Here is an 18,596-nt window from a genome sequence, read left to right as displayed (position 1 = left end):
AAGAGTGCGCACAGCCGTCGCATGTAGCAAGTGCTATACCCCGCAATGCCCCGCCATCCCTACCACACCACGCGAGCCGCGCCGCATGGCGTAAAATCGGCGGCTCCCCTTCACTCGACTCGACAAGACGCGCAGATGGCTACCTACCTCGAATTGCTCGCCGAAAAACGCGCCCTCGATGCGCGCATCGAAGCGGCGCGTGCCGAGGCGGCTCAGGAAGCGCTTGCCACGGCCCGCGCCGCCATCGCCGAATTCGGCTTCACGCCGGAGGATCTGTTCGGCAAGCCGCGCCAGGCCAAAGCGATAAAAGGCACGCGAGGCAAGCGCAAGACCGCGCAGGACGCCAACGCCAACGCAGGCAACAGCAATTTCGACCTGTTCGGAAACTGAGCGGAAGCACGCCCCAGGCGCAACAGGCCCGCGAGCCATCCCAGCTCGCGGGCCTGTTGCCTTGTTACCTGCCCTGCCTTACTGCGCGCCCAGCTTCTTGATGAGCGCGTCGAGCTGCGCCAGTTCTTCTTCGTTCAGATCGGTCAGCGGCGCACGCACCGGGCCCGCGTCGTGGCCCACCAGCTTCGCGCCCGCCTTGACGATGCTCACCGCGTAACCGGCGCGACGATTGCGGATCGCCAGATACGGCAGGAAGAATTCGTCGATCAGCTTGCCGACCGTTGCGTGGTCATCGGCGGCAATCGCGCGGTAGAAGTCCATCGCCGTCTTCGGAATGAAGTTGAACACCGCCGACGAGTACACCGGCACGCCCAGCGCCTTGTACGCCGCCGCGTAGACTTCCGCCGTGGGCAGACCGCCCAGGTACGAGAAGCGGTCGCCCAGACGACGGCGGATCGTCACCATCGCTTCGATCTCGCCCACGCCATCCTTGAATCCGATCAGGTTCGGGCAACGGTCGGCGAGCTGTTCGAGCATGTCGGCGTTGAGCTTCGAATTGGCGCGATTGTAGATGATCACGCCCATGTTCGGCACGGCCTTGCAGACCTCTTCCGCGTGCTTCGCGATGCCTTCCTGCGACGCTTCGGTCAGGTAGTGCGGCATCAGCAGAATGCCCTGCGCGCCGTTGCGCTCCGCTTCCTGGGCGTACTCGATGGCCACGCGCGTCGCGCCGCCCGCGCCTGCCAGGATCGGCACCTTGCCCTTGCAGGTTTCCGTCGCGGTCTTGATGACCTGCGAGTATTCACTCTTCGTCAGCGAGAAAAATTCGCCCGTGCCGCCCGCCGCGAACAGCGCGCTCGCGCCGTACGGCGCCAGCCATTCGAGGCGCTCGGCGTAGGTGTCGGCGCGGAAGTTGCCCTGCGCGTCGAAGTCGGTGACGGGAAACGAAAGCAGGCCTTCGGAGACGATTTGCTTGAGTTCTTGCGGAGTGGTCATGGTGGTGATCCTTTGAATCTGTCGATTAATCGGTAAATGTGTTTTGTCGCAACGTTCAGCGCGGACTTAGCGCGCGTTCAACGCACCAGGCACGGACGCTTGTTGTCGAATTTCCAGTCGGGAATCAGGTATTGCATGGCGACGGCGTCGTCGCGCGCGCCCAACCCATGCTGCTGATACAGCGCATGCGCCTTTTCCAGTTCGTCGAGATCGATCTCGATGCCGAGTCCTGGCTTCTGCGGCACCTGCACCTTGCCGCCGACGATCTGCAACGGATCGCGCGTGAGGCGCTGGCCGTCCTGCCAGATCCAGTGCGTGTCGATCGCGGTGATCTTGCCGGGCGCGGCGGCGGCCACATGCGTGAACATCGCCAGCGAAATATCGAAGTGATTATTCGAGTGTGAACCCCACGTGAGGCCCCAGTCGTTGCACATCTGCGCGACGCGCACCGATCCCTGCATGGTCCAGAAGTGCGGGTCCGCCAGCGGAATATCGACCGACTGCAACTGGATCGCGTGACCCATCTGACGCCAGTCGGTGGCGATCATGTTGGTGGCCGTCGGCAGGCCAGTCGCACGGCGGAATTCGGCCATCACTTCGCGGCCCGAGTAGCCGTTTTCCGCGCCGCACGGGTCTTCCGCGTAAGCGAGCACATCGTGCTTGTCGCGGCACAGGCGGATTGCTTCCGCCAGCGACCACGCGCCGTTCGGATCGAGCGTCACGCGCGCTTCCGGGAAACGTTCGGCCAGCGCCGTCGCCGCTTCCATTTCCGCGTCGCCCGCCAGCACGCCGCCCTTGAGCTTGAAATCGTTGAAGCCGTAACGCGCCTTCGCGGCTTCGGCCAGACGAACCACGGCTTCCGGCGTCATCGCCACTTCCGTGCGCAGGCGCTCCCAGTCGTCACGGCCATCGGCGCCGCTCGCGTACTCCAGATCCGTTTTGTTGCGATCACCGATAAAGAACAGATAACCGAGCATCTCCACTTCGCTGCGCTGCTGCCCTTCGCCCAGCAGCGCGGCAACCGGCACGCCCAGATGCTGGCCGAGCAGATCGAGCAGCGCGGCTTCAAGCGCCGTCACCGCGTGAATCGTGGTGCGCAGATCGAAGGTCTGCAGGCCGCGGCCGCCCGAATCGCGGTCCGCGAACTGCTTGCGCACCGTGTTGAGCACCGCCTGGAGATTGCCGATCGACTGGCCGACCACGAACGCTCGCGCGTCGTCGAGCGTCTTGCGGATCGCCTCGCCGCCCGGCACTTCGCCGATGCCCGTATTGCCCGCGCTGTCGCGCAGCAGCACGACGTTGCGCGTGAAGAACGGACCGTGCGCACCGGAGAGGTTCATCAGCATGCTGTCGCGGCCCGCGACGGGCACGACGCGCAGTTCGGTCACGACGGGAGTCGCATTCGGCTGGACGTTTTGTGTGGTCATGAAAGCATTACCTGTCTAAAAGCGGCGCGAGCGAAACACCAGCGCCAGTCGATCAATCGAATCAATTCAAGGTGCGGCGACGATTTCCACCCAGTTCGCGCCATGCCCGCCCGCGCAACGCGCAGCGAGCGTGAGCGCGCCGCTTTGTGCATCGACGCGATACAGCGAGACATGCGGAGACTTCTCCCCGCACGCCACCGCGAAGCGGCCCGACGGGTCGAGGCGGAAACCGCGCGGCTGGGTTTCGGTATCGACAAAACCCGCGTAGTCGAGCGAGCCGTCCGGCTGCACGGCGTAGGTCAGCAGACGGCTGGTGGTGCGCTCCGACGCGTAGACAAAGCGGCCATCGGGCGAGACGTGGATGTCGGCGGCCCAGACCAGCTTTGCCAGTTCGGCGGGATCGGGCTGGACCGGGTCCGACGAACTGGGACGCGCAAAGCCGTCGTTCAGATGCGCGAGGTCGGCGGCACGCGGCGAGACATGTCGCAGCGTGAGTTCGCCGCTTTGCGCGTCGCGCGCCAGCACGACCACGGTCGCGCGGAATTCGCTCAGTACGTAAAGCGTGTTGCCATCGGGCGACAGACACAGATGACGCGGCCCGAAGCCCTTGCCCAGATCCACCGTGCCGATCTCGCGTAGACGTCCTTCGTCTTCCAGCGCGAAGCAGAACACGCGGTCGCTACCCAGCGACGAGGCATAGGCGAAGCGGCCATCGGGCGAGACGATCACGGCGTGCGCGTTCTGGATGCCTTCGACGGTTTGCAGCGGCGCGCCCAGACCGTTTTCAAGGTCCTTCACGCGATACAGACAGACGCGATGCTCGCCATACGACGCGCCCAGCACGAAGCGGCCCAGCGGATCGGCGCACAGATAGGCGAAGCTCGAATCGAGCGGCGCGCGCCCGAGCGTGGTCAGCGTGCCGCTCTGCGCGTCAATGGCGTAGCGATACAGATGCAGATCCGTGCCGCGCGTGACGGCGTAGAGATGCTGGCGATCCGGCGTAAGCGCCATCGGCATGACGGTGGGCGCGATAGCCGTGCGCGCATGCGGCGTGAGCCCGGCGGCGTTGGCGTCCAGATGCAGCACGTCGATCTCGCCGTCATTGGCGTTCGAAACGTAGACGAAGTAGCGGTCTTGCATGAGTCGTGTCCTTTTCAGTTCAGTCGTGGGCCAGATGCAGCATAAAGGCATCAGTGTGCGCCACGATGGACCGATTCCGCTTCGTCGGTGAACGCGCGCCGCGACGGTTTGTTGCGCGCAAGGAAGGCGGCCGCGGCGGCAATCAGCGACGTCACGCCCAACCCATACAGCCCGCCCGTAATCGAACCGGTGTGCTGCTGCAGATAACCGAAAGTGGCCGGTGCGAAGAAACCGCCCAGATTGCCCAGCGAATTGATCAGCGCGATCACGCCAGCGGCGACGCGGGCATCCAGATAGCCCTGCGGCAGCGGCCAGAACAGCGACGAAGCCGCCTTGAAACCGATCGCCGAAAAACAGATCGCGACAAACGAGAACACCGGATCCGCCGAGGTCGACGCAAACAGCCCGCACGCGGCGATCACCAGCGTAAGCGCCAGCCAGCGTTGCTGATGGCGATACTTCGCGGAAAGCAGCGCGAAGCAGTACATCGCAACGATGGCGATCATCCACGGAATCGCGTTGTAGAGGCCCACCTGGAAGTCCGTCAGGCCGCCCATCTTGCGGATGATGGTGGGCAGCCAGAAGGTGGCCGCGTAGATCGTCAGCTGGATCGCAAAATAGAGGAAACAGAACAGCACGATCTGCGGATCGCGCAGCAGACGCATGACCGGCACATGGGCGCCCGTGGCGGCTTCACGCTCGGCCTGCTCGCGGGCCATATAGGTTTCGAGCGCGCCCTGCTCGTCGCCCGTGAGCCAGTGAGCGTCACGGATGCGCGACTTGAGGATCAGCCAGCTCGCCGCACACAGCACGATGGAAAACGCGCCTTCGATCAGGAACATCCACTGCCAGCCAGCGAAACCCAGACCGCGCACCGAAAGCAGCGCGCCCGTGACCGGCCCCGACAGCACCGAGGCGAACGCCGATCCCGCGAGGAACACCGCCACGGCCTTGCCGCGCTCCTTCTGCGGCAGCCACTGCGCGAAGTAATAGACCACGCCCGGAAAGAAGCCCGCTTCCGCAATGCCCAGCAGGAAACGCAGCAGATAGAACGAGGTGTCGTTTCGCACGAAGGCCATGGACGCCGCGACGATGCCCCACGTCCCCATGATCCGGGTGAGCCAGGCGCGCGCGCCGAACTTCTGCATCAGCATGTTCGACGGCACTTCGAACAGCGCGTAACCGATGAAAAACAACCCGCTGCCCAGCCCATACGCCGCCGCCGACAGCCCCAGATCGGCTTCCATGTGGGTATTGGCGAAACCGACGTTCACACGGTCGATATAGTTCGCGATGAACATGATCAGAAACAGCGGCAGGACATGCCGCATGACCTTGGCGCTGGCTGAATCCAGCAGCTCGTCATAGCGGGTGGCGTTAGCGGACATCGAGGTTGTCTCCTGTCGGTGTCGAGCACCGTGGTACGTTGTCTGATGACATCATAGCCAAGCCATCCGACAACTCCAACGTGGTGTTTACCCTTTATTTGCTGATTTTATGCGCCGTACGGGGCTTTCAGGCGTCGAGATTGTATCGCGCCATGCTTATGTTGTACGATGACATAACTCAACTCACTGCGTCAGGAGACGACATGCAGATCACCGGCGAAATGCTTATTGGCGGCCGTGCCGTACGCGGTTCGAACGCGCCCCTGCTGGCCTTCAACCCCGCCACTGGCGAAGACATCGCCAAGCCTTCCTTCGGCGCCGGCAACGCCGACGATGTCGCGCTGGCCTGCGAACTGGCCGCCGCGGCGTTCGACCCGTATCGCAAGCTGCCGCTCGCCACGCGCGCGGCCTTCCTCGAACGCATCGCGGACGGCATTGCCGCGCTCGGCGACGCACTCACCGAGCGCGCGCACGCGGAAACCGGCCTGCCCAAAGCGCGCCTCGAAGGCGAGCGCGGCCGCACCGTCGGTCAGCTGAAACTGTTCGCGCAGGAAGTGCGTCAAGGTCTGTGGCTCACGCCGACGCTCGATTCCGCCCTGCCCGATCGCAAGCCGCTGCCGCGCTCCGATCTGCGTCTGCAAAAGATCGCCGTTGGCCCGGTTGCGGTGTTCGGCGCGAGCAATTTCCCGCTGGCGTTTTCCGTGGCGGGCGGCGATACGGCTGCGGCGCTGGCGGCGGGCTGCCCGGTGGTCGTGAAGGCGCACGGCGCGCATCTGGGTACCTCGGAAATGGTGGGGCGCGTGATCCAGCAGGCCGTCAAGGAGATGCGCCTGCCCGAAGGCGTGTTCTCGCTGATCGTCGGCGCGGGCCGCACCGTGGGCGAAGCGCTGGTTGCGCATCCGGCCATCAAGGCGGTGGGCTTCACAGGCTCGCGCGCGGGCGGCACGGCGCTCATGCGCATTGCCGCGCAGCGCCCCGAGCCCATTCCCGTCTACGCGGAGATGAGCAGCATCAACCCGGTGTTCCTGCTGCCGCAGGCGCTCGCGGCGCGCGGTGCGGCCATCGCGCAAGGTTTCGTCGATTCGCTGGTGCTGGGCGCGGGGCAGTTCTGCACGAATCCCGGTCTCGCGATTGCCATCGACAGCCCGGCGCTCGCGCAATTCGTCGACACGGCAACTGGCGCGCTCGGCGGCAAGCCCGCGCAGACCATGCTCACGGCTGGCATCCACGCGGCGTACGAACAAGGCGCCCAGCGCCTCGCGCGAACGCCCGGTGTGAGCGCGATCGCGCAAGGCCAGCCGGAAAGCGGCCCGAACCAGGCATGCGCCGCCCTGTTCGTCACCGATGCGCAGACCTTCCTCGCCCAGCCCGCGCTCGAAGACGAAGTGTTCGGCCCGGCTTCGACGCTGGTGCGCTGCAAGGACGAAGCGGAACTGCTGGCGGTGGCGGAACACTTCGCGGGCCAGTTGACCGCGACGATCCAGATGGACAACGACGACCTGCCCGTTGCACAGCGCCTCGTTACCATCCTGGAGCGCAAGGCGGGCCGACTGCTCGTCAACGGTTTCCCGACCGGCGTCGAGGTCACGCACGCGATGGTGCACGGCGGGCCGTTCCCGGCAACGTCCGATAGCCGCGCGACCTCGGTCGGCACGAGCGCGATCGAGCGCTTCCTGCGTCCGGTGTGCTATCAGGACTTCCCGGCGGGCCTGCTGCCCGAGGCGCTCGCCGATAGCAATCCGCTTGAACTGTGGCGGCGCAAGAACGGCGAACTCGTGCGCGGCTAAGCCGTCACGCGGCGCGCAAACGAAATCGGCGGCCGGATGCTTACCATCCGGCCGCCGATTTTTTATAGGCGCTTGTGCTTTCTACGCGCTTGTACGCTTCAGGCCGTTTCGCCCGCCGCTGCCGCCGCGCGGCGCAGCCGCTCGCGGCTGCTCGACAGATGCATGCGCATCGCGGCGCGCGCGCCTTCAGGATCCTGACGCGCGATCGCTTCGAAAATGCTCTCGTGCTCGCGATTGACGAGTTCGGCGTAGGCCTTCGGATCGCTGTGCGCAATGCCCGCCGAGTCGATGCGATGACGCGGAATCAGCGCCGCGCCCATTTGCGTGAGGATATCGACGAAATATCGGTTGCCGGTGGCGCGCGCCACGGAAACGTGAAACTGCAGATCCGCACCCGCGCTATCACCACCCGCGCGCGTGGCCGACGAAATCGCGTCGAGCGCCGTGCGGATATTCGCGAGATCGCGCTCGCTCGCGCGCTGCGCGGCAAGCCCCGCGCATTCGGTTTCGAGGCTGATGCGCAATTCGAGCACCGAAAGCAGATCGTTGAGCGTGCTCGCGGGCACGACGTCGAGATCGAGCGGTTCGCGGCGCGGCTCCAGCACGAAGCTGCCGATGCCATGACGCGTCTCAATCACCGACATGGCCTGCAGGCGTGAAATGGCTTCGCGCACGACAGTGCGGCTCACGCCCAGCAAGGTCATGAGCGAGCTTTCGGTCGGCAGCTTGTCGCCGGGTTTGAGTGAGCGCGAAGCGATCTGCTCGTTGACGTAGTTGACGACGTGTTCGGCGAGATTGCGATTGCGGGGTGGACGGTTGAGCATGGGCGCGGCGAGCGGATCGGCCATCGTCCTCTCCTTGGTATGCGGGTTTCGCACCATTATACGTCGTCGGACAACTCCGTGAGCGGGGACGCTGCGGCTGGGTCGTTCAAGGCGAAAGACATCGGACAACTTGCGCTGCGGCCTATGCTGCTGCGAGCGCCTCCTCGCCGCGTCGCTTATCCATCACGGTTCGGTCAGATAATTAGGAATCCATGTCAATCGATATCGATCATCTATCACACATTCAACCTTCGCGTTAGCAAACGTCTATTTTCAAGGGCTAAATGTAAAGAATCGCTCAAACGCCCTTGCACACCTTCGTCTCGACAGATCGTCTTTTTGCCCATAATCTGCCACCAGAGGATGCGCGCCAGGTTCCCCACACCCACCGGACGACGCCTCAACTGATACCGAATCGCATTGCGTTTGTGCCCGCCACATTCCGCCACGAGGGAATCATTGAGAAATCGCATCGTCCGCGTTGTCCTCAGCGCCCTCACCCTGGCGACTGTGCTGCCCGGCGTGGCATCCCATGCCGCGCCGCCCGCCGAGCGCGCGCCCGACACCATGCAGGCCCGCGTGATGGGCTGCGCCGCATGCCACGGCGCACATGGCGAAGGCACCGACAACGACTACTTCCCGCGCCTCTCGGGCAAGCCCGCGGGCTATCTCTACAACCAGCTCATCGCGTTCCGTGACGGCGGCCGCAGCTATCCGCCGATGAACTATCTACTCGCGTATCTGCCCGACGCCTACCTCAAGCAGATCGCCGAATTCTTCGCGCAGCAGCATCCGCCCTATCCGCTGCCCGCCACGCCCAAGGTCGACGCCGCCACGCTCGCGCTCGGCAAATCGCTCGTGACCAACGGCGCGCCCGAGCGCAACGTGCCCGCCTGCGCGGCCTGCCACGGCGCGTCGCTGACCGGCATGCAGCCTGCGATTCCAGGCCTGCTGGGGTTGCACGCGGAGTACATCAGCGCGCAACTGGGCGCATTCCGCTACGGCACGCGCCGCGCCGCCAGCCCGGACTGCATGCACGACATCGCCTCGCATCTGGCCGAGCACGACATCACGGCCATCGCCGCCTGGCTTGCCGCGCAGCCCGCGCCCGCAGATCCGACGCCTGCTGCGCCCGCGCCGCTGCCGCTCGCGTGCGGCAGCGTTCCCCACTAGCCGAGGCCTCGTCGTGCGAAAAGTGCGAAAACTTCGATCCCTCATCGTTTCGCTGATTGCGCCGCTGGCCGTGTGCTTTGCCGTAACGCTGAACGCGCATGCACAAACCGCCGCGCCTACGGCCAACGCCGCCGATGCCGCCAGCGCAGCAGCCGCCGCCGCAACCGCCAACGCCAAACCCACAGCGGCGGGCGCCATGCAGATCGCGCGCGGCGAATACCTCGCACGCGCGGGCGATTGCATCGCTTGCCATACGGTGCCGTCGCAGCAGATGTTCGGCGGCGGGCGGCCGATGGAAACGCCGTTCGGCACGCTCTACACGCCGAATATCTCTTCGGACAAGACCTACGGCATCGGCGCATGGAACGCGGACGAGTTCTTCCGCATGCTGCACGAAGGCAAATCGCGCGACGGCACGCTGCTCTATCCCGCGATGCCGTTCGCCTCGTACACCAAAGTCACGCGCGCCGACTCCGATGCGATCTATGCGTATCTGATGTCCACGCAGCCCGTACATCAGCCCAATCGCGCGCATACGCTGCGCTTTCCATATAACCAGCGTTCGCTGCTGATCGGCTGGCGCGCGCTGTTCTTCCGCGCGGGCGAATTCAAGCCTGATCCGAAACAATCGGTCGAATGGAATCGCGGCGCGTATCTGGTCGAAGGCCTCGGACACTGCACGATGTGCCACACGGAAATCAACGCGCTGGGCGGCAATTCCGCCTCGAAGGAATTCCAGGGCGGCCTGATTCCGCTGCAGAACTGGTACGCGCCCTCGCTCACCTCGAACAAGGAAGCGGGTCTGGGCGACTGGAGCATCGACGATATCGTCGATCTGCTGCACGCGGGTGTGTCGAATCGCGGCGCGGTGTACGGCCCGATGGCCGAAGTGGTCTACGACAGCTTCCAGTACCTCACCGAAGACGACGTGCGCGCGGTAGCCGTCTATCTGAAATCGCTGCCGGGCCATTCGAACGAAGTCGATAAATCGCCCAAGAGCCAGTTCGTCAACGAAGAAGCGAACCGGCTCGCGCCGCTCGGCAAGAAAATTTACGAGGCGCAGTGCGCCGTCTGCCACGCGACCGAAGGTCAGGGCAAGCTGCCGCATTTCCCGCCGCTGGCGAACAACCAGTCGATCCAGATGAATTCGGCGGTCAATCCCATTCGCATGGTGCTCAACGGCGGCTATGCGCCAGGCACCAGAAAGAATCCGATGCCCTACGGCATGCCGCCATTCGCGCAATCGCTCTCGGATGAAGAAGTGGCCGCCGTGGTCACCTATATCCGCACGGCGTGGGGCAATCACGGCGCGCCGGTGTCGGTGAAGGAAGTCAATGCGCTGCGCTCCGCGCCGCTGTTCTGATCTGCATTGAAGCGAGGCCGTGATGATCGAAACCCCCGTTCCCGAGCAGCCCGGTGAGCGCCCGCAACACGAGCAGGTCGACGAGATCGTGCGCCAGGGGCCGAGCGGCGCACTCGCGCTTGCCAGCATCGCCACCGCGATCGTGGCGGCGATCTGGTTTGCGTTCTACTTCCTCGTCTTTCTGCCTCGCGGCGTGATCCAGTAAAGCCATGTCCACGCATCCAACCGATCCCCACGGCAGTCATGCCAGCGCCGAAGTCGCCGCGCGCGTGGAGCGCCGCTGGGCCATGTTCATAGTGGCGCTCGTTCTCGTGCTGGTGGCGATGGTGATTTTCACCGGCCTGCACTGGGCGATGATGCCGCCCTCGCGCGTCGAAACCATCAATCCGGAAACGCTGCACGTCTCGGGCGAATTCGTCGAAACCAATCTGGGCAGCGCGCTCGAACCCGACGGCTCCGTCACGGTGCGCGTGCTCGCGCAGCAGTATTCGTTCACGCCGCAATGCATCGTCGTGCCCGCAGGCGTTCCCATCACCTTCCGCGCCACCAGCGCGGACGTCGTGCACGGTTTTCTCGTCACCGACACCAACCTCAATTCGATGGTCGAACCGGGCTATGTCTCCACCTTCCGCACGACCTTCGCCCAGCCCGGCGATCATCTGATGCCCTGCCACGAGTATTGCGGCGCGGGTCATCAGGGCATGTGGGCGCATGTGAAAGTCGTCGAGCGCGACGCTTTCATGCAGATGGCGGCGCTGCCGGAGAACCATTCGGGGAGACTGAGCTGTGTTAAATAACAAGCGACTCGTGCTCGCCCATTTCTGGCTCGCCTTCATTCTGTTTGGCGTGGCGCTATTGCTGGGCGCATGGCAGATGCTCGTGCGCAGCCCGCTGCATCCGTGGCTTAAGGACCCCGAACTTTATTATCGATCCGTCACGGAACACGGCACGGTAATGGGCTACGCGTTTCCCACGCTGATCGCCATGGGCTTCGGTTATGCGGTGAGCGAACTCGCGCTCAAGCGCGCGCTGGTGGGTGTGCGCTTTGCGTGGCTCGGCTTTGTTCTGCTCGCGCTGGGTGCGGTCACGGCTTCGGTGCCGGTTGCGCTCGGACGCGCGTCGGTGCTCTATACGTTTTATCCGCCGATGATCGGCAACGTGTTTTATTACATCGGCGTGGTGCTGGTGGTGGTGGGGTCGTGGGTGTGGGTCGCGCTGATGAGCGTGAATCTCGCTGCCTGGAAGCGCGAGAATCGCGGCAAGCCCGTGCCACTGGCGATGTTCGCCACCACGGCAGGCGCGTACCTGTGGGGCTGGACCGCGGTAGGCGCAGCCATCGAAGTGCTGTTCCAGATCCTGCCGGTAGCGTTCGGCTGGCGCAACACCATCGACGCGGGCCTCGCACGCGTGTTCTTCTCATGGACGCTGCACGCCATCGTCTACTTCTGGCTGATGCCCGCTTATATCGCCTACTACACCATCATTCCGCGTGCGATTGGCGGGCGGCTCTATAGCGATTCGATGGCGCGCATCTCGTTCATCCTGTTTCTGGTGGTGGCGATGCCGATCGGCCTGCATCACCTGTTCACCGATCCTCAGGTGGGCGCGGGCTTCAAATTCCTGCAATCGGTATTCACGGCGCTGGTGGCGGTGCCTACGCTCCTCACTGTGTTCACCATCTGCGCATCGGTCGAAATCGCGGGGCGGCTGCGCGGCGGCAAGGGCACGTTCGGCTGGATCGCGAAGCTGCCGTGGCACAACCCGCAGATGCTCGCGCTGGCGTTTTCGTTCGTGATGCTGGGCTTCGGCGGCGCGGGCGGCCTCATCAACATGAGTTACCAGCTCGACCAGCCGATTCACAATACGCAGTGGATCACGGGCCATTTCCATCTGATTTATGGCGGCGCGATCGTCATCATGTATTTCGCCATCGCCTACGATCTGTGGCCGCAGCTTACCGGCCGCACACTGGCCAACTGGCGGTTGATGCGCTGGCAGTTGTGGCTGTGGTTTATCGGCATGATCGTGACGACGTTTCCGTGGCATCTGGTCGGTCTGATGGGCATGCCGCGCCGCATGGCGTATTTCGATTACAGCGATCCCGCGCTGGCTGCGCAGGCGAGTCTCGTGACGATCTCGGCGATTGGCGGTTTTATTCTCGTGATTTCGGTGGTGCTGTTTTTTGTGGTGCTTTTACAGGGCCATCGCAGCGCCGCGCAACCCGCCGAAGATTATCGCTTCAGCACGCCGGTGCACGAATCGCCCACGCTGCCCGTGGCGCTCAATAGCTTCGCCCTGTGGATCGTGCTGATGATCGCGCTCACGGTCGCGAACTACGGCTACCCAATCGCGCAACTCCTTGCGACGCCGGATACGGCCGTGCCCGCGATCCCGATCGGAGCACCGCGATGAGCGACGAACGCCTGTTCTCGTTAAGCAACGTCTGGTTCCGCGTCAGTGTGGGCGCGACGATACTCGTGCTGGTGGTGTCGGCGCTGATTGGCTTCGTCTGGCTGCCTTCGGCACAGACCGACCCGCAATTTCAGGGCCTCTGGAACGCGATCTGCAGCGCGGCGGGCGTGCCGCGCCAGTGGTATCAGGCGAGCTCGACCGTGTCGCCCGGCTACAAGGTCAGCACGGTCGAACTCGCGCCACATATGCTCGACGATGCGACGGCGCTCTCGGTCGGACGCGGCGCAACGCTCTCCTTGCGCTGCACGATGTGCCACGGCCCACAGGGCATGAGCGACGCGAATTCGCCGAATCTCGCCGGGCAATATGCGAGCGTGGTCTACAAGGAACTGCTCGACTTCCAGAGCGGCGCGCGCCAGAGCGCCGTGATGTCGCCGATGGCGCAACATCTATCCGATCAGGATATGCGCGATCTGGCGGCTTATTACGCATCGCTCGCGCCGTTTGCTCACCTGCGCGGCGACTCGCCCGCGATCGTCGCGCATGGCGCGCCGCTGCGCAATATTCCCGTCTGCGCGGCCTGCCATGGCGGTGTGGACAGCAAAGTCGGCAGTCCGTGGCTCGACGGCCTGCCGGCCGCTTACACGAAAGCGCAACTCGCAGCATTCGCGAACGGCACGCGTCACAACGACATATCCGGGCAGATGCGCAATATCGCGCGCAACATGACCGCCGAGGAAATCGACGCGGCCGCAGCCTGGTATGCGGGCAACGCGAACTCACAGTAATTCACGCTCGATCCGGCAGACAAAACCCTTTCCTCGCGCGGCACGCGGCTTGCGCGCGCTTTCACTCCACCCATCGCGGAGAGACATCATGCAAAAAACGGCAAGCGCCAAATGGCACGGCGGCATCAAGGACGGCCAGGGCAGCATTTCGACCCAGACAGGCGTGCTGCGCGACGCACCGTATGGATTCGCTTCACGCTTCGAAGGCGGCCCCGGCACCAATCCGGAAGAACTGATCGGCGCCGCGCATGCGGGTTGCTTCACGATGGCGTTTTCGCTGTTCCTCACCGAAGCCGGTTTCAAGGCCGACAGCATCGAAACGAAATCGACGGTCACGCTGGAAAAAGTGGGCGAAGGCTTTTCGATCACCGCCTGCCAGCTCGACATGACCGCGAAGATTCCCGGCATCGATCAAGCGACGTTCGAAAAGCTCGCCACGGGCGCGAAAGAAAATTGCCCGGTTTCGAAGCTGTTTGCGAACAACGCCAAAATCACGCTGAATGCGAAGCTGGCGAGTTAGATTGAATGGATTTGCTGCACATTGCTTTGAGTCGTCAAGCGGCGGACTGGCGCCGATCACCCGCGCCAGTCTGGCCGCTCTGGTGAATTGAGTGGAGAAACCGTCATGGCCATTCCTCATGCCGCACCGGGCGAGGTCTTCGACGTCCGCCCGCTTGGCGCCGCGCTCAAGAACGCGAAAACCATCACCCTGATTCGCGCTTCCCATCTGGAAGTCATGCGTATCGTGCTGCCCGCAGGCAAGCACATTCCGGAGCATCGCGCGCCGGGCGAAATCACGGTTTTATGTGTGGAAGGCGTGATCCGTTTCTTCATCAATGGCGAATCCCGCACGATGCATGCGGGCGACATGCTGCTGCTGAACACGGGCGAGGCGCACGCGCTCGAAGCACTCGACGACGCTTCGATTATCGTGACGATTCACCTCACCCGCGAGCATCCCGTGATAAATCACTAGACCTACAAAAACAGGCACCAATCACAGGTATTTGGGATCTTCGCCGTATTTGTTGGGACCATCATCGCCGTCAAAGCAGAGGAACAGCAGATTGACGAGCGGCAAAAGCAACCACCAGCCGCTGCGCCCCGTGTCGTGCATGCGCCGCACGCCCAGGGCAATGCTCGGCACCAGCACGCCCAGACTGTAGAGATCGCTCAAGATACCCATCTCGCCAAGCGCGAAGTCGATAATGGCGAGACTCATTGCAATCAGCGTGCTAAACAGCGTGAAGTACCAATACTCCTTGCGCCGCGCGCGACCGCTAAACGTCGCGTATTTCTTGAGCGGCTCAAGATACCAGTTCTTCGAAGTCTCGACGCCGCCAGCCGCGGACGCGCTGGAAAGCGCGGGCGCACCCTGCTGAAGCGCGCCGCACCCCGGGCAGCTCGACGCCGTTTTATGCACCTGCTTGCCGCAGCCATAGCAAAAAATCATATCCATCGATTCGCTCCTTGATTTGCTTTCGTTATTTAAGCATTCTGAATACGCTGGTCTCGATACAATTCAAATCGTGCGACATGATGCCTTAATTATTCGATTTATCAAAATCGACTCAATTGGCATTTATTTAATCGACGAGACACGAATTTAAAATCAGACCGCGCAGTACAACGAAGGAAATAACTTGAGGAGAGGTGAACGACGGAGTGTCTTGCGACTATGCGGAAATGAATGATGCGGGAGACGATAGCCAAGATGCGTCTCCCGCGTACCTGATTACTGCCCGGCCTGCAACTGCCCCCAGCTTACGAGAATTTTCTGGATGCTTCGCGCGTAAGAATCGCGCTCGCCCGGCGATTCCGAGTGATATGCGCCGATCGCGCGCCACGTATTGCCGTAACGCACCATCTTTTGCTTCAACAGCCACGCGGCCACGAAAATATTGACGCACGGATCGGTGAGCGCGCGATGCGGAATGCCCTGCCGCGCGAGCTCAGGAAAATGAATCGAATTGATCTGCGCCTGGCCGACGTCGATCGAACCGTTGGTATTGCGATTCACCGCAGCGGCATCGCCTTTCGATTCGCGCCACGCGACTGCACGCAACACAAGCGGATTGACGCCTTGATACGCGCCCGCTTTTTCGAAGCAGTCATTTTCCGATGTTGCGGCCTGGGCCGAAGTCGCGCCAAACGCCATTGCAGCGAAAGCCAGCGCAGCGATTGCGCCGATGCCTGCGCGGCGCGCGCCACGTGAGTTGTATTCAACCATCGATCAATCTCCCGGACCGGCGTCAGCGCGCCAATGCGACGTCGAGCTGGTGCTCGATGTCCTTGAGGTAGGTGCGCGATGTATCGGACACCACGAGACGCGCCGTCGGGCCAACCGGACGCACATCATGCGTGTGCAGCTTCTTCTTGCGCGACGACGTGTGCGGCGCGGGCACGTCATCGTCGTCACTGCCCGCGCTACCCGAGGGCGGCAGCATGGCGAGTGAAGGCAACGGCGGATAAACCTTATCCGTGGCAGGCGAGGCGGAAAACCCCGTCGAGGCCTGCAGGCTCGCGCCGGCTGCATCCGCCTGACCTGCCCAGGCCGCCGTGGCGGCAGTGGAAAGGAGCCACGCGGCTCCTGCGAAAGCGATCATGCGCATGACGTCAGCCTCCCGATTGCAGCGGCTCGATCGACACGCTGTACGTCTGGTTCGCGCCGGCCGTGAGGTTTTCCAGCACCGGCTTGTTGGCCTGATGCACCGGCACGCCGCGCCAGATCGCCTCGTTGATATAGCGCAGGTCCGGGCCGAGCGCGGTCACGCGAATCAGCGCCGGACGCTTTTGCGCAGCGGCCAGCGCCCCTGCCTTGGCGAGCACGGCGCTCAGTTGCGGATCGCGCGCACCGAGCGCGTCAGCGGGAATATCGAAGCGCAGGATTGCATTCGACACGGTGGCTTTGCCAGCCTGCGCCGTATCGGCCGGATGCAACTGCGCGCAGCCAGTCATGGCAATGACGGCGAGTACGGTGAGTAAGAAGACAACGCGCTTCACGTCCCAATCTCCAGAGTTGCATGGCTACATGCGCGTTTTCGGCCATTTTTACGTCGACTTGATAGTCGGACGGCAAACGTTTGGCAAAAAGGGAAAACTCGCTCGCGATGCGCGCGGAGGGGGAAATTTGCTGCGTGGAGAAGGCGGTCCGTGCAGAGAACTGCTTCGTCTATCGGCGGGATGTGACTGTCGCGTGTGAGCGACGCCAGCGCTGAGGCGGTAAAAATGACTTGAACCTGGTGAAGCGGCGTGGTGGGCGACCAAGCCATCTCGCCCCGCACTATTTGTCTAATCAAAACACAACGGCCCGCGTTTTTAAAGCGCGGGCCGTTTTATATAGCGTATCAACCTGTACCGCTTAATTCGATGCCGGCGGTTCGTCGTTGAGCGTCTTCAGGAACGCCTCGATATCGCGGATATCGCTGGCAGTCATCGCGGGTTTGTCGCCAAACTTGCGATCGAACGGTGCATCGGTGATGTCGACGTTCTTCTGGAACTGCGCCGGAATATCGTTGTATTTGTCGATCTTGCCGTTAGCGCCGTGCGGATAGAACTTGCCCGGATCGGTATTGCGCTCGTTATAGAACGCCATCACGTCGTCGAGATTGTGATAAATGCCGTTGTGGAAGAACACCGTGCGCGTGGTCGTGTTGCGCAGCGTCGGCGTCAGGAACATGCCGCAATATTGCGTCTGGTCCTTGAAATCCGCACGGAACGGCCCGCACACGCCCATATCGAAGAACTTCGGATCCTGGTTCTGCGCGAGCTTGGTGTTGCGCGGCACACCCAGCGCCTCGTACTGGTAATCGGTAAACATCGGCGGCAGACCGTCCTTGCCCGGCTTGGACAAGTGGCAACCGGCGCAATTCGCCTTGTCCGGATCGTTGAAGAGACGCAGCCCGTGCAGTTCGGCCTGACTCAAATGCGCCTTACCCTCAAGCCAGCGGTCGTACTTGCTGTTATACGGATGGAACGACGGATCTTCCACTTGATAGCGCGAAATCGCAAACATCGCTTCAGAGACGGCCAGCTTGCGATCGTCGAAAATTCGTGATCCGAACAATTCATTGAAACGCTTCGCGTACGGCGCGTTCTTGAGTTTCTCGGCCACCGTATCGATGTTCGTGTTGGCCATTTCCACCGGATTGAGCAGCGGGCCATAAGCCTGTTGCTGCAGCGTATCGGCGCGGCCATCCCAGAACAGGCCGCCCTGCGGCACCATTTCCACCGAAGTCGAAGGACCGCCCGCCGTCTTCTGTGATTTCACCACGTTGGCCGAGGCGCTCGCCTGCTGCGCAACCGTGGGCGCGTCATCGTTCTCGCCCGCATCCGGGCCGATGCTGAAATTCGGCTGGCGATACAGATACATCAGCGAAGGCGGCGGACGATAACCCTGCTGCGTCATCGCCAGACCGCCCTTCTGCACGTCGAGCCCATTGGGCGGCCCGTAAGCGTGGTCGGGGCTATGACACGAGGCGCACGACTGCTTGCCCGAGGCCGAAAGCGACGGGTCGAAAAAGAGTTGCTTGCCGAGCTGCGCCATCGCCGACAGCGGCGCGACGGCCGGACGCTGCAGCACGACCGGATGCGGATTCGCGCCGGTCAGATTCTCGACGACCTCGCCCACTTTCTCGGGCACATCGGCGGGAAACGCGGCGGCATAGGCACAGAAACCCAGCGCGGCGATCACCACGGCAGCGGCGGCGCGCAGCACGAGGCGCGCGGGCTTCGCGCTCGCGCGCGGCGAGGGAGAAGACGGAGTGGGCGATGCGGAAAGCTCGGACATGAAGCGTTCTTCCTGGCGGGACAAAAATGCCGAAAGCCGTGGGCGCCCGGCGTTGACCGGTGGCGCACGACACGGCGTCGGACTCTACCTGTGCCGGTTCGATTTGCCAGAACCGGCCT

At 63.2% G+C, this 18,596-nt stretch carries 20 protein-coding genes; 10 read left to right on the top strand and 10 right to left on the bottom strand.

The genetic code is table 11. The annotated features are described in order from the left end of the window. Positions 1–135: 135 nt before the first annotated feature. Positions 136–390: an H-NS family nucleoid-associated regulatory protein gene (locus F3J17_RS17790; RefSeq protein WP_167061305.1), complete on the top strand. Its 255-nt coding sequence runs from the start codon at positions 136–138 to the stop codon at positions 388–390. 78 nt (positions 391–468) lie between these two features. Here the strand turns inward: F3J17_RS17790 and kdgD are convergent, their stop codons facing one another. From kdgD to F3J17_RS17770, 4 genes are all read right to left on the bottom strand, one after another. Further along, a complete protein-coding gene (gene kdgD, locus F3J17_RS17785; protein ID WP_167061301.1) occupies positions 469–1,386 on the bottom strand; it encodes a 5-dehydro-4-deoxyglucarate dehydratase in 918 nt (305 codons plus the stop codon). Between the two features lie 77 nt (positions 1,387–1,463). After that, positions 1,464–2,813, bottom strand: coding sequence for a glucarate dehydratase (gene gudD / locus F3J17_RS17780; protein WP_167061298.1), 1,350 nt, complete (start codon positions 2,811–2,813; stop codon positions 1,464–1,466). Between the two features lie 66 nt (positions 2,814–2,879). Further along, a complete protein-coding gene (locus F3J17_RS17775; protein WP_167061296.1) occupies positions 2,880–3,953 on the bottom strand; it encodes a beta-propeller fold lactonase family protein in 1,074 nt (357 codons plus the stop codon). 50 nt (positions 3,954–4,003) lie between these two features. Further along, entirely contained in the window at positions 4,004–5,341 is a 1,338-nt protein-coding gene (locus F3J17_RS17770) for an MFS transporter (protein ID WP_167061293.1), read from the bottom strand. Between the two features lie 203 nt (positions 5,342–5,544). Between F3J17_RS17770 and F3J17_RS17765 the strand changes: the two genes are divergently transcribed. Then, positions 5,545–7,128 (top strand): aldehyde dehydrogenase (NADP(+)), encoded by a 1,584-nt coding sequence (locus F3J17_RS17765; RefSeq protein ID WP_167061290.1) that lies wholly within the window; start codon positions 5,545–5,547, stop codon positions 7,126–7,128. Between the two features lie 98 nt (positions 7,129–7,226). Here F3J17_RS17765 and F3J17_RS17760 read toward each other — a convergent pair whose 3' ends face one another. Next, a complete protein-coding gene (locus tag F3J17_RS17760; protein ID WP_167061287.1) occupies positions 7,227–7,976 on the bottom strand; it encodes a FadR/GntR family transcriptional regulator in 750 nt (249 codons plus the stop codon). Between the two features lie 543 nt (positions 7,977–8,519). Here F3J17_RS17760 and F3J17_RS17755 point away from each other — a divergent pair. The 8 genes from F3J17_RS17755 to F3J17_RS17720 all read left to right on the top strand — a co-directional run bounded on the left by F3J17_RS17755 (position 8,520) and on the right by F3J17_RS17720 (position 14,664). Next, on the top strand, positions 8,520–9,125 hold the full coding sequence (locus F3J17_RS17755; protein ID WP_167061829.1) for a c-type cytochrome: 606 nt from the start codon (positions 8,520–8,522) through the stop codon (positions 9,123–9,125). A gap of 196 nt (positions 9,126–9,321) precedes the next feature. Continuing rightward, complete coding sequence (locus F3J17_RS17750) at positions 9,322–10,488, top strand: cytochrome c (RefSeq protein ID WP_205194854.1); 1,167 nt, start codon at positions 9,322–9,324, stop codon at positions 10,486–10,488. A 22-nt stretch (positions 10,489–10,510) separates the two neighbouring features. Beyond that, positions 10,511–10,693 (top strand): hypothetical protein, encoded by a 183-nt coding sequence (locus F3J17_RS17745; RefSeq protein WP_167061828.1) that lies wholly within the window; start codon positions 10,511–10,513, stop codon positions 10,691–10,693. Between the two features lie 4 nt (positions 10,694–10,697). Next, positions 10,698–11,285 carry a cytochrome C oxidase subunit II gene (locus F3J17_RS17740; protein WP_167061281.1) on the top strand — a complete coding sequence of 196 codons (588 nt, stop codon included), beginning with the start codon at positions 10,698–10,700 and terminating at the stop codon, positions 11,283–11,285. After that, positions 11,275–12,900, top strand: coding sequence for a b(o/a)3-type cytochrome-c oxidase subunit 1 (locus F3J17_RS17735; protein ID WP_167061278.1), 1,626 nt, complete (start codon positions 11,275–11,277; stop codon positions 12,898–12,900). Before F3J17_RS17740 ends, F3J17_RS17735 begins: the two co-directional genes overlap by 11 nt. Continuing rightward, positions 12,897–13,688: a c-type cytochrome gene (locus F3J17_RS17730; RefSeq protein WP_167061275.1), complete on the top strand. Its 792-nt coding sequence runs from the start codon at positions 12,897–12,899 to the stop codon at positions 13,686–13,688. Before F3J17_RS17735 ends, F3J17_RS17730 begins: the two co-directional genes overlap by 4 nt. Positions 13,689–13,776: 88 nt before the next feature. Next, entirely contained in the window at positions 13,777–14,208 is a 432-nt protein-coding gene (locus tag F3J17_RS17725; RefSeq protein ID WP_167061272.1) for an OsmC family protein, read from the top strand. 105 nt (positions 14,209–14,313) lie between these two features. After that, complete coding sequence (locus F3J17_RS17720; protein ID WP_167061269.1) at positions 14,314–14,664, top strand: cupin domain-containing protein; 351 nt, start codon at positions 14,314–14,316, stop codon at positions 14,662–14,664. Positions 14,665–14,685: 21 nt separating this feature from the next. On the opposite strand, the gene F3J17_RS17715 is transcribed toward F3J17_RS17720, so the two are convergent. The 5 genes from F3J17_RS17715 to F3J17_RS17695 form a co-directional block, all read right to left on the bottom strand. Further along, on the bottom strand, positions 14,686–15,147 hold the full coding sequence (locus tag F3J17_RS17715) for a DUF805 domain-containing protein (RefSeq protein ID WP_345891214.1): 462 nt from the start codon (positions 15,145–15,147) through the stop codon (positions 14,686–14,688). A gap of 276 nt (positions 15,148–15,423) precedes the next feature. Further along, positions 15,424–15,846, bottom strand: coding sequence for a lytic transglycosylase domain-containing protein (locus F3J17_RS17710; protein WP_240161047.1), 423 nt, complete (start codon positions 15,844–15,846; stop codon positions 15,424–15,426). A 94-nt stretch (positions 15,847–15,940) separates the two neighbouring features. Next, positions 15,941–16,300 (bottom strand): hypothetical protein, encoded by a 360-nt coding sequence (locus tag F3J17_RS17705; protein WP_167061263.1) that lies wholly within the window; start codon positions 16,298–16,300, stop codon positions 15,941–15,943. 4 nt (positions 16,301–16,304) lie between these two features. Continuing rightward, entirely contained in the window at positions 16,305–16,646 is a 342-nt protein-coding gene (locus tag F3J17_RS17700) for a hypothetical protein (protein WP_167061825.1), read from the bottom strand. A gap of 403 nt (positions 16,647–17,049) precedes the next feature. Beyond that, positions 17,050–18,477, bottom strand: a complete 1,428-nt coding sequence (locus tag F3J17_RS17695; protein ID WP_167061260.1) for a cytochrome c peroxidase — start codon at positions 18,475–18,477, stop codon at positions 17,050–17,052. Positions 18,478–18,596 lie beyond the last annotated feature (119 nt).

The organism is Burkholderia sp. Ax-1719 (genome assembly GCF_011753055.1).
Classification (GTDB): Bacteria; Pseudomonadota; Gammaproteobacteria; order Burkholderiales; family Burkholderiaceae; genus Paraburkholderia.
Note: the sequence above shows the minus strand (reverse complement) of the source record. Positions and strands in the feature narration are given on the sequence as shown.

What these genes read in the sequence shown, in the direction of transcription:
- F3J17_RS17730 (WP_167061275.1), top strand. Translation starts at nt 12,897, where the DNA reads ATGAGCGACGAACGCCTGTTCTCGTTAAGCAACGTCTGGTTCCGCGTC.
- F3J17_RS17750 (WP_205194854.1), top strand. Translation starts at nt 9,322, where the DNA reads ATGCAGATCGCGCGCGGCGAATACCTCGCACGCGCGGGCGATTGCATC.
- F3J17_RS17725 (WP_167061272.1), top strand. Translation starts at nt 13,777, where the DNA reads ATGCAAAAAACGGCAAGCGCCAAATGGCACGGCGGCATCAAGGACGGC.
- kdgD (WP_167061301.1), bottom strand. Translation starts at nt 1,386, where the DNA reads ATGACCACTCCGCAAGAACTCAAGCAAATCGTCTCCGAAGGCCTGCTT.
- F3J17_RS17740 (WP_167061281.1), top strand. Translation starts at nt 10,698, where the DNA reads ATGTCCACGCATCCAACCGATCCCCACGGCAGTCATGCCAGCGCCGAA.
- F3J17_RS17705 (WP_167061263.1), bottom strand. Translation starts at nt 16,300, where the DNA reads ATGCGCATGATCGCTTTCGCAGGAGCCGCGTGGCTCCTTTCCACTGCC.
- F3J17_RS17710 (WP_240161047.1), bottom strand. Translation starts at nt 15,846, where the DNA reads ATGGCGTTTGGCGCGACTTCGGCCCAGGCCGCAACATCGGAAAATGAC.
- F3J17_RS17770 (WP_167061293.1), bottom strand. Translation starts at nt 5,341, where the DNA reads ATGTCCGCTAACGCCACCCGCTATGACGAGCTGCTGGATTCAGCCAGC.
- F3J17_RS17700 (WP_167061825.1), bottom strand. Translation starts at nt 16,646, where the DNA reads ATGACTGGCTGCGCGCAGTTGCATCCGGCCGATACGGCGCAGGCTGGC.
- F3J17_RS17695 (WP_167061260.1), bottom strand. Translation starts at nt 18,477, where the DNA reads ATGTCCGAGCTTTCCGCATCGCCCACTCCGTCTTCTCCCTCGCCGCGC.
- F3J17_RS17765 (WP_167061290.1), top strand. Translation starts at nt 5,545, where the DNA reads ATGCAGATCACCGGCGAAATGCTTATTGGCGGCCGTGCCGTACGCGGT.
- F3J17_RS17755 (WP_167061829.1), top strand. Translation starts at nt 8,520, where the DNA reads ATGCAGGCCCGCGTGATGGGCTGCGCCGCATGCCACGGCGCACATGGC.
- F3J17_RS17775 (WP_167061296.1), bottom strand. Translation starts at nt 3,953, where the DNA reads ATGCAAGACCGCTACTTCGTCTACGTTTCGAACGCCAATGACGGCGAG.
- F3J17_RS17745 (WP_167061828.1), top strand. Translation starts at nt 10,511, where the DNA reads ATGATCGAAACCCCCGTTCCCGAGCAGCCCGGTGAGCGCCCGCAACAC.
- F3J17_RS17715 (WP_345891214.1), bottom strand. Translation starts at nt 15,147, where the DNA reads ATGGATATGATTTTTTGCTATGGCTGCGGCAAGCAGGTGCATAAAACG.
- F3J17_RS17720 (WP_167061269.1), top strand. Translation starts at nt 14,314, where the DNA reads ATGGCCATTCCTCATGCCGCACCGGGCGAGGTCTTCGACGTCCGCCCG.
- F3J17_RS17790 (WP_167061305.1), top strand. Translation starts at nt 136, where the DNA reads ATGGCTACCTACCTCGAATTGCTCGCCGAAAAACGCGCCCTCGATGCG.
- gudD (WP_167061298.1), bottom strand. Translation starts at nt 2,813, where the DNA reads ATGACCACACAAAACGTCCAGCCGAATGCGACTCCCGTCGTGACCGAA.
- F3J17_RS17760 (WP_167061287.1), bottom strand. Translation starts at nt 7,976, where the DNA reads ATGGCCGATCCGCTCGCCGCGCCCATGCTCAACCGTCCACCCCGCAAT.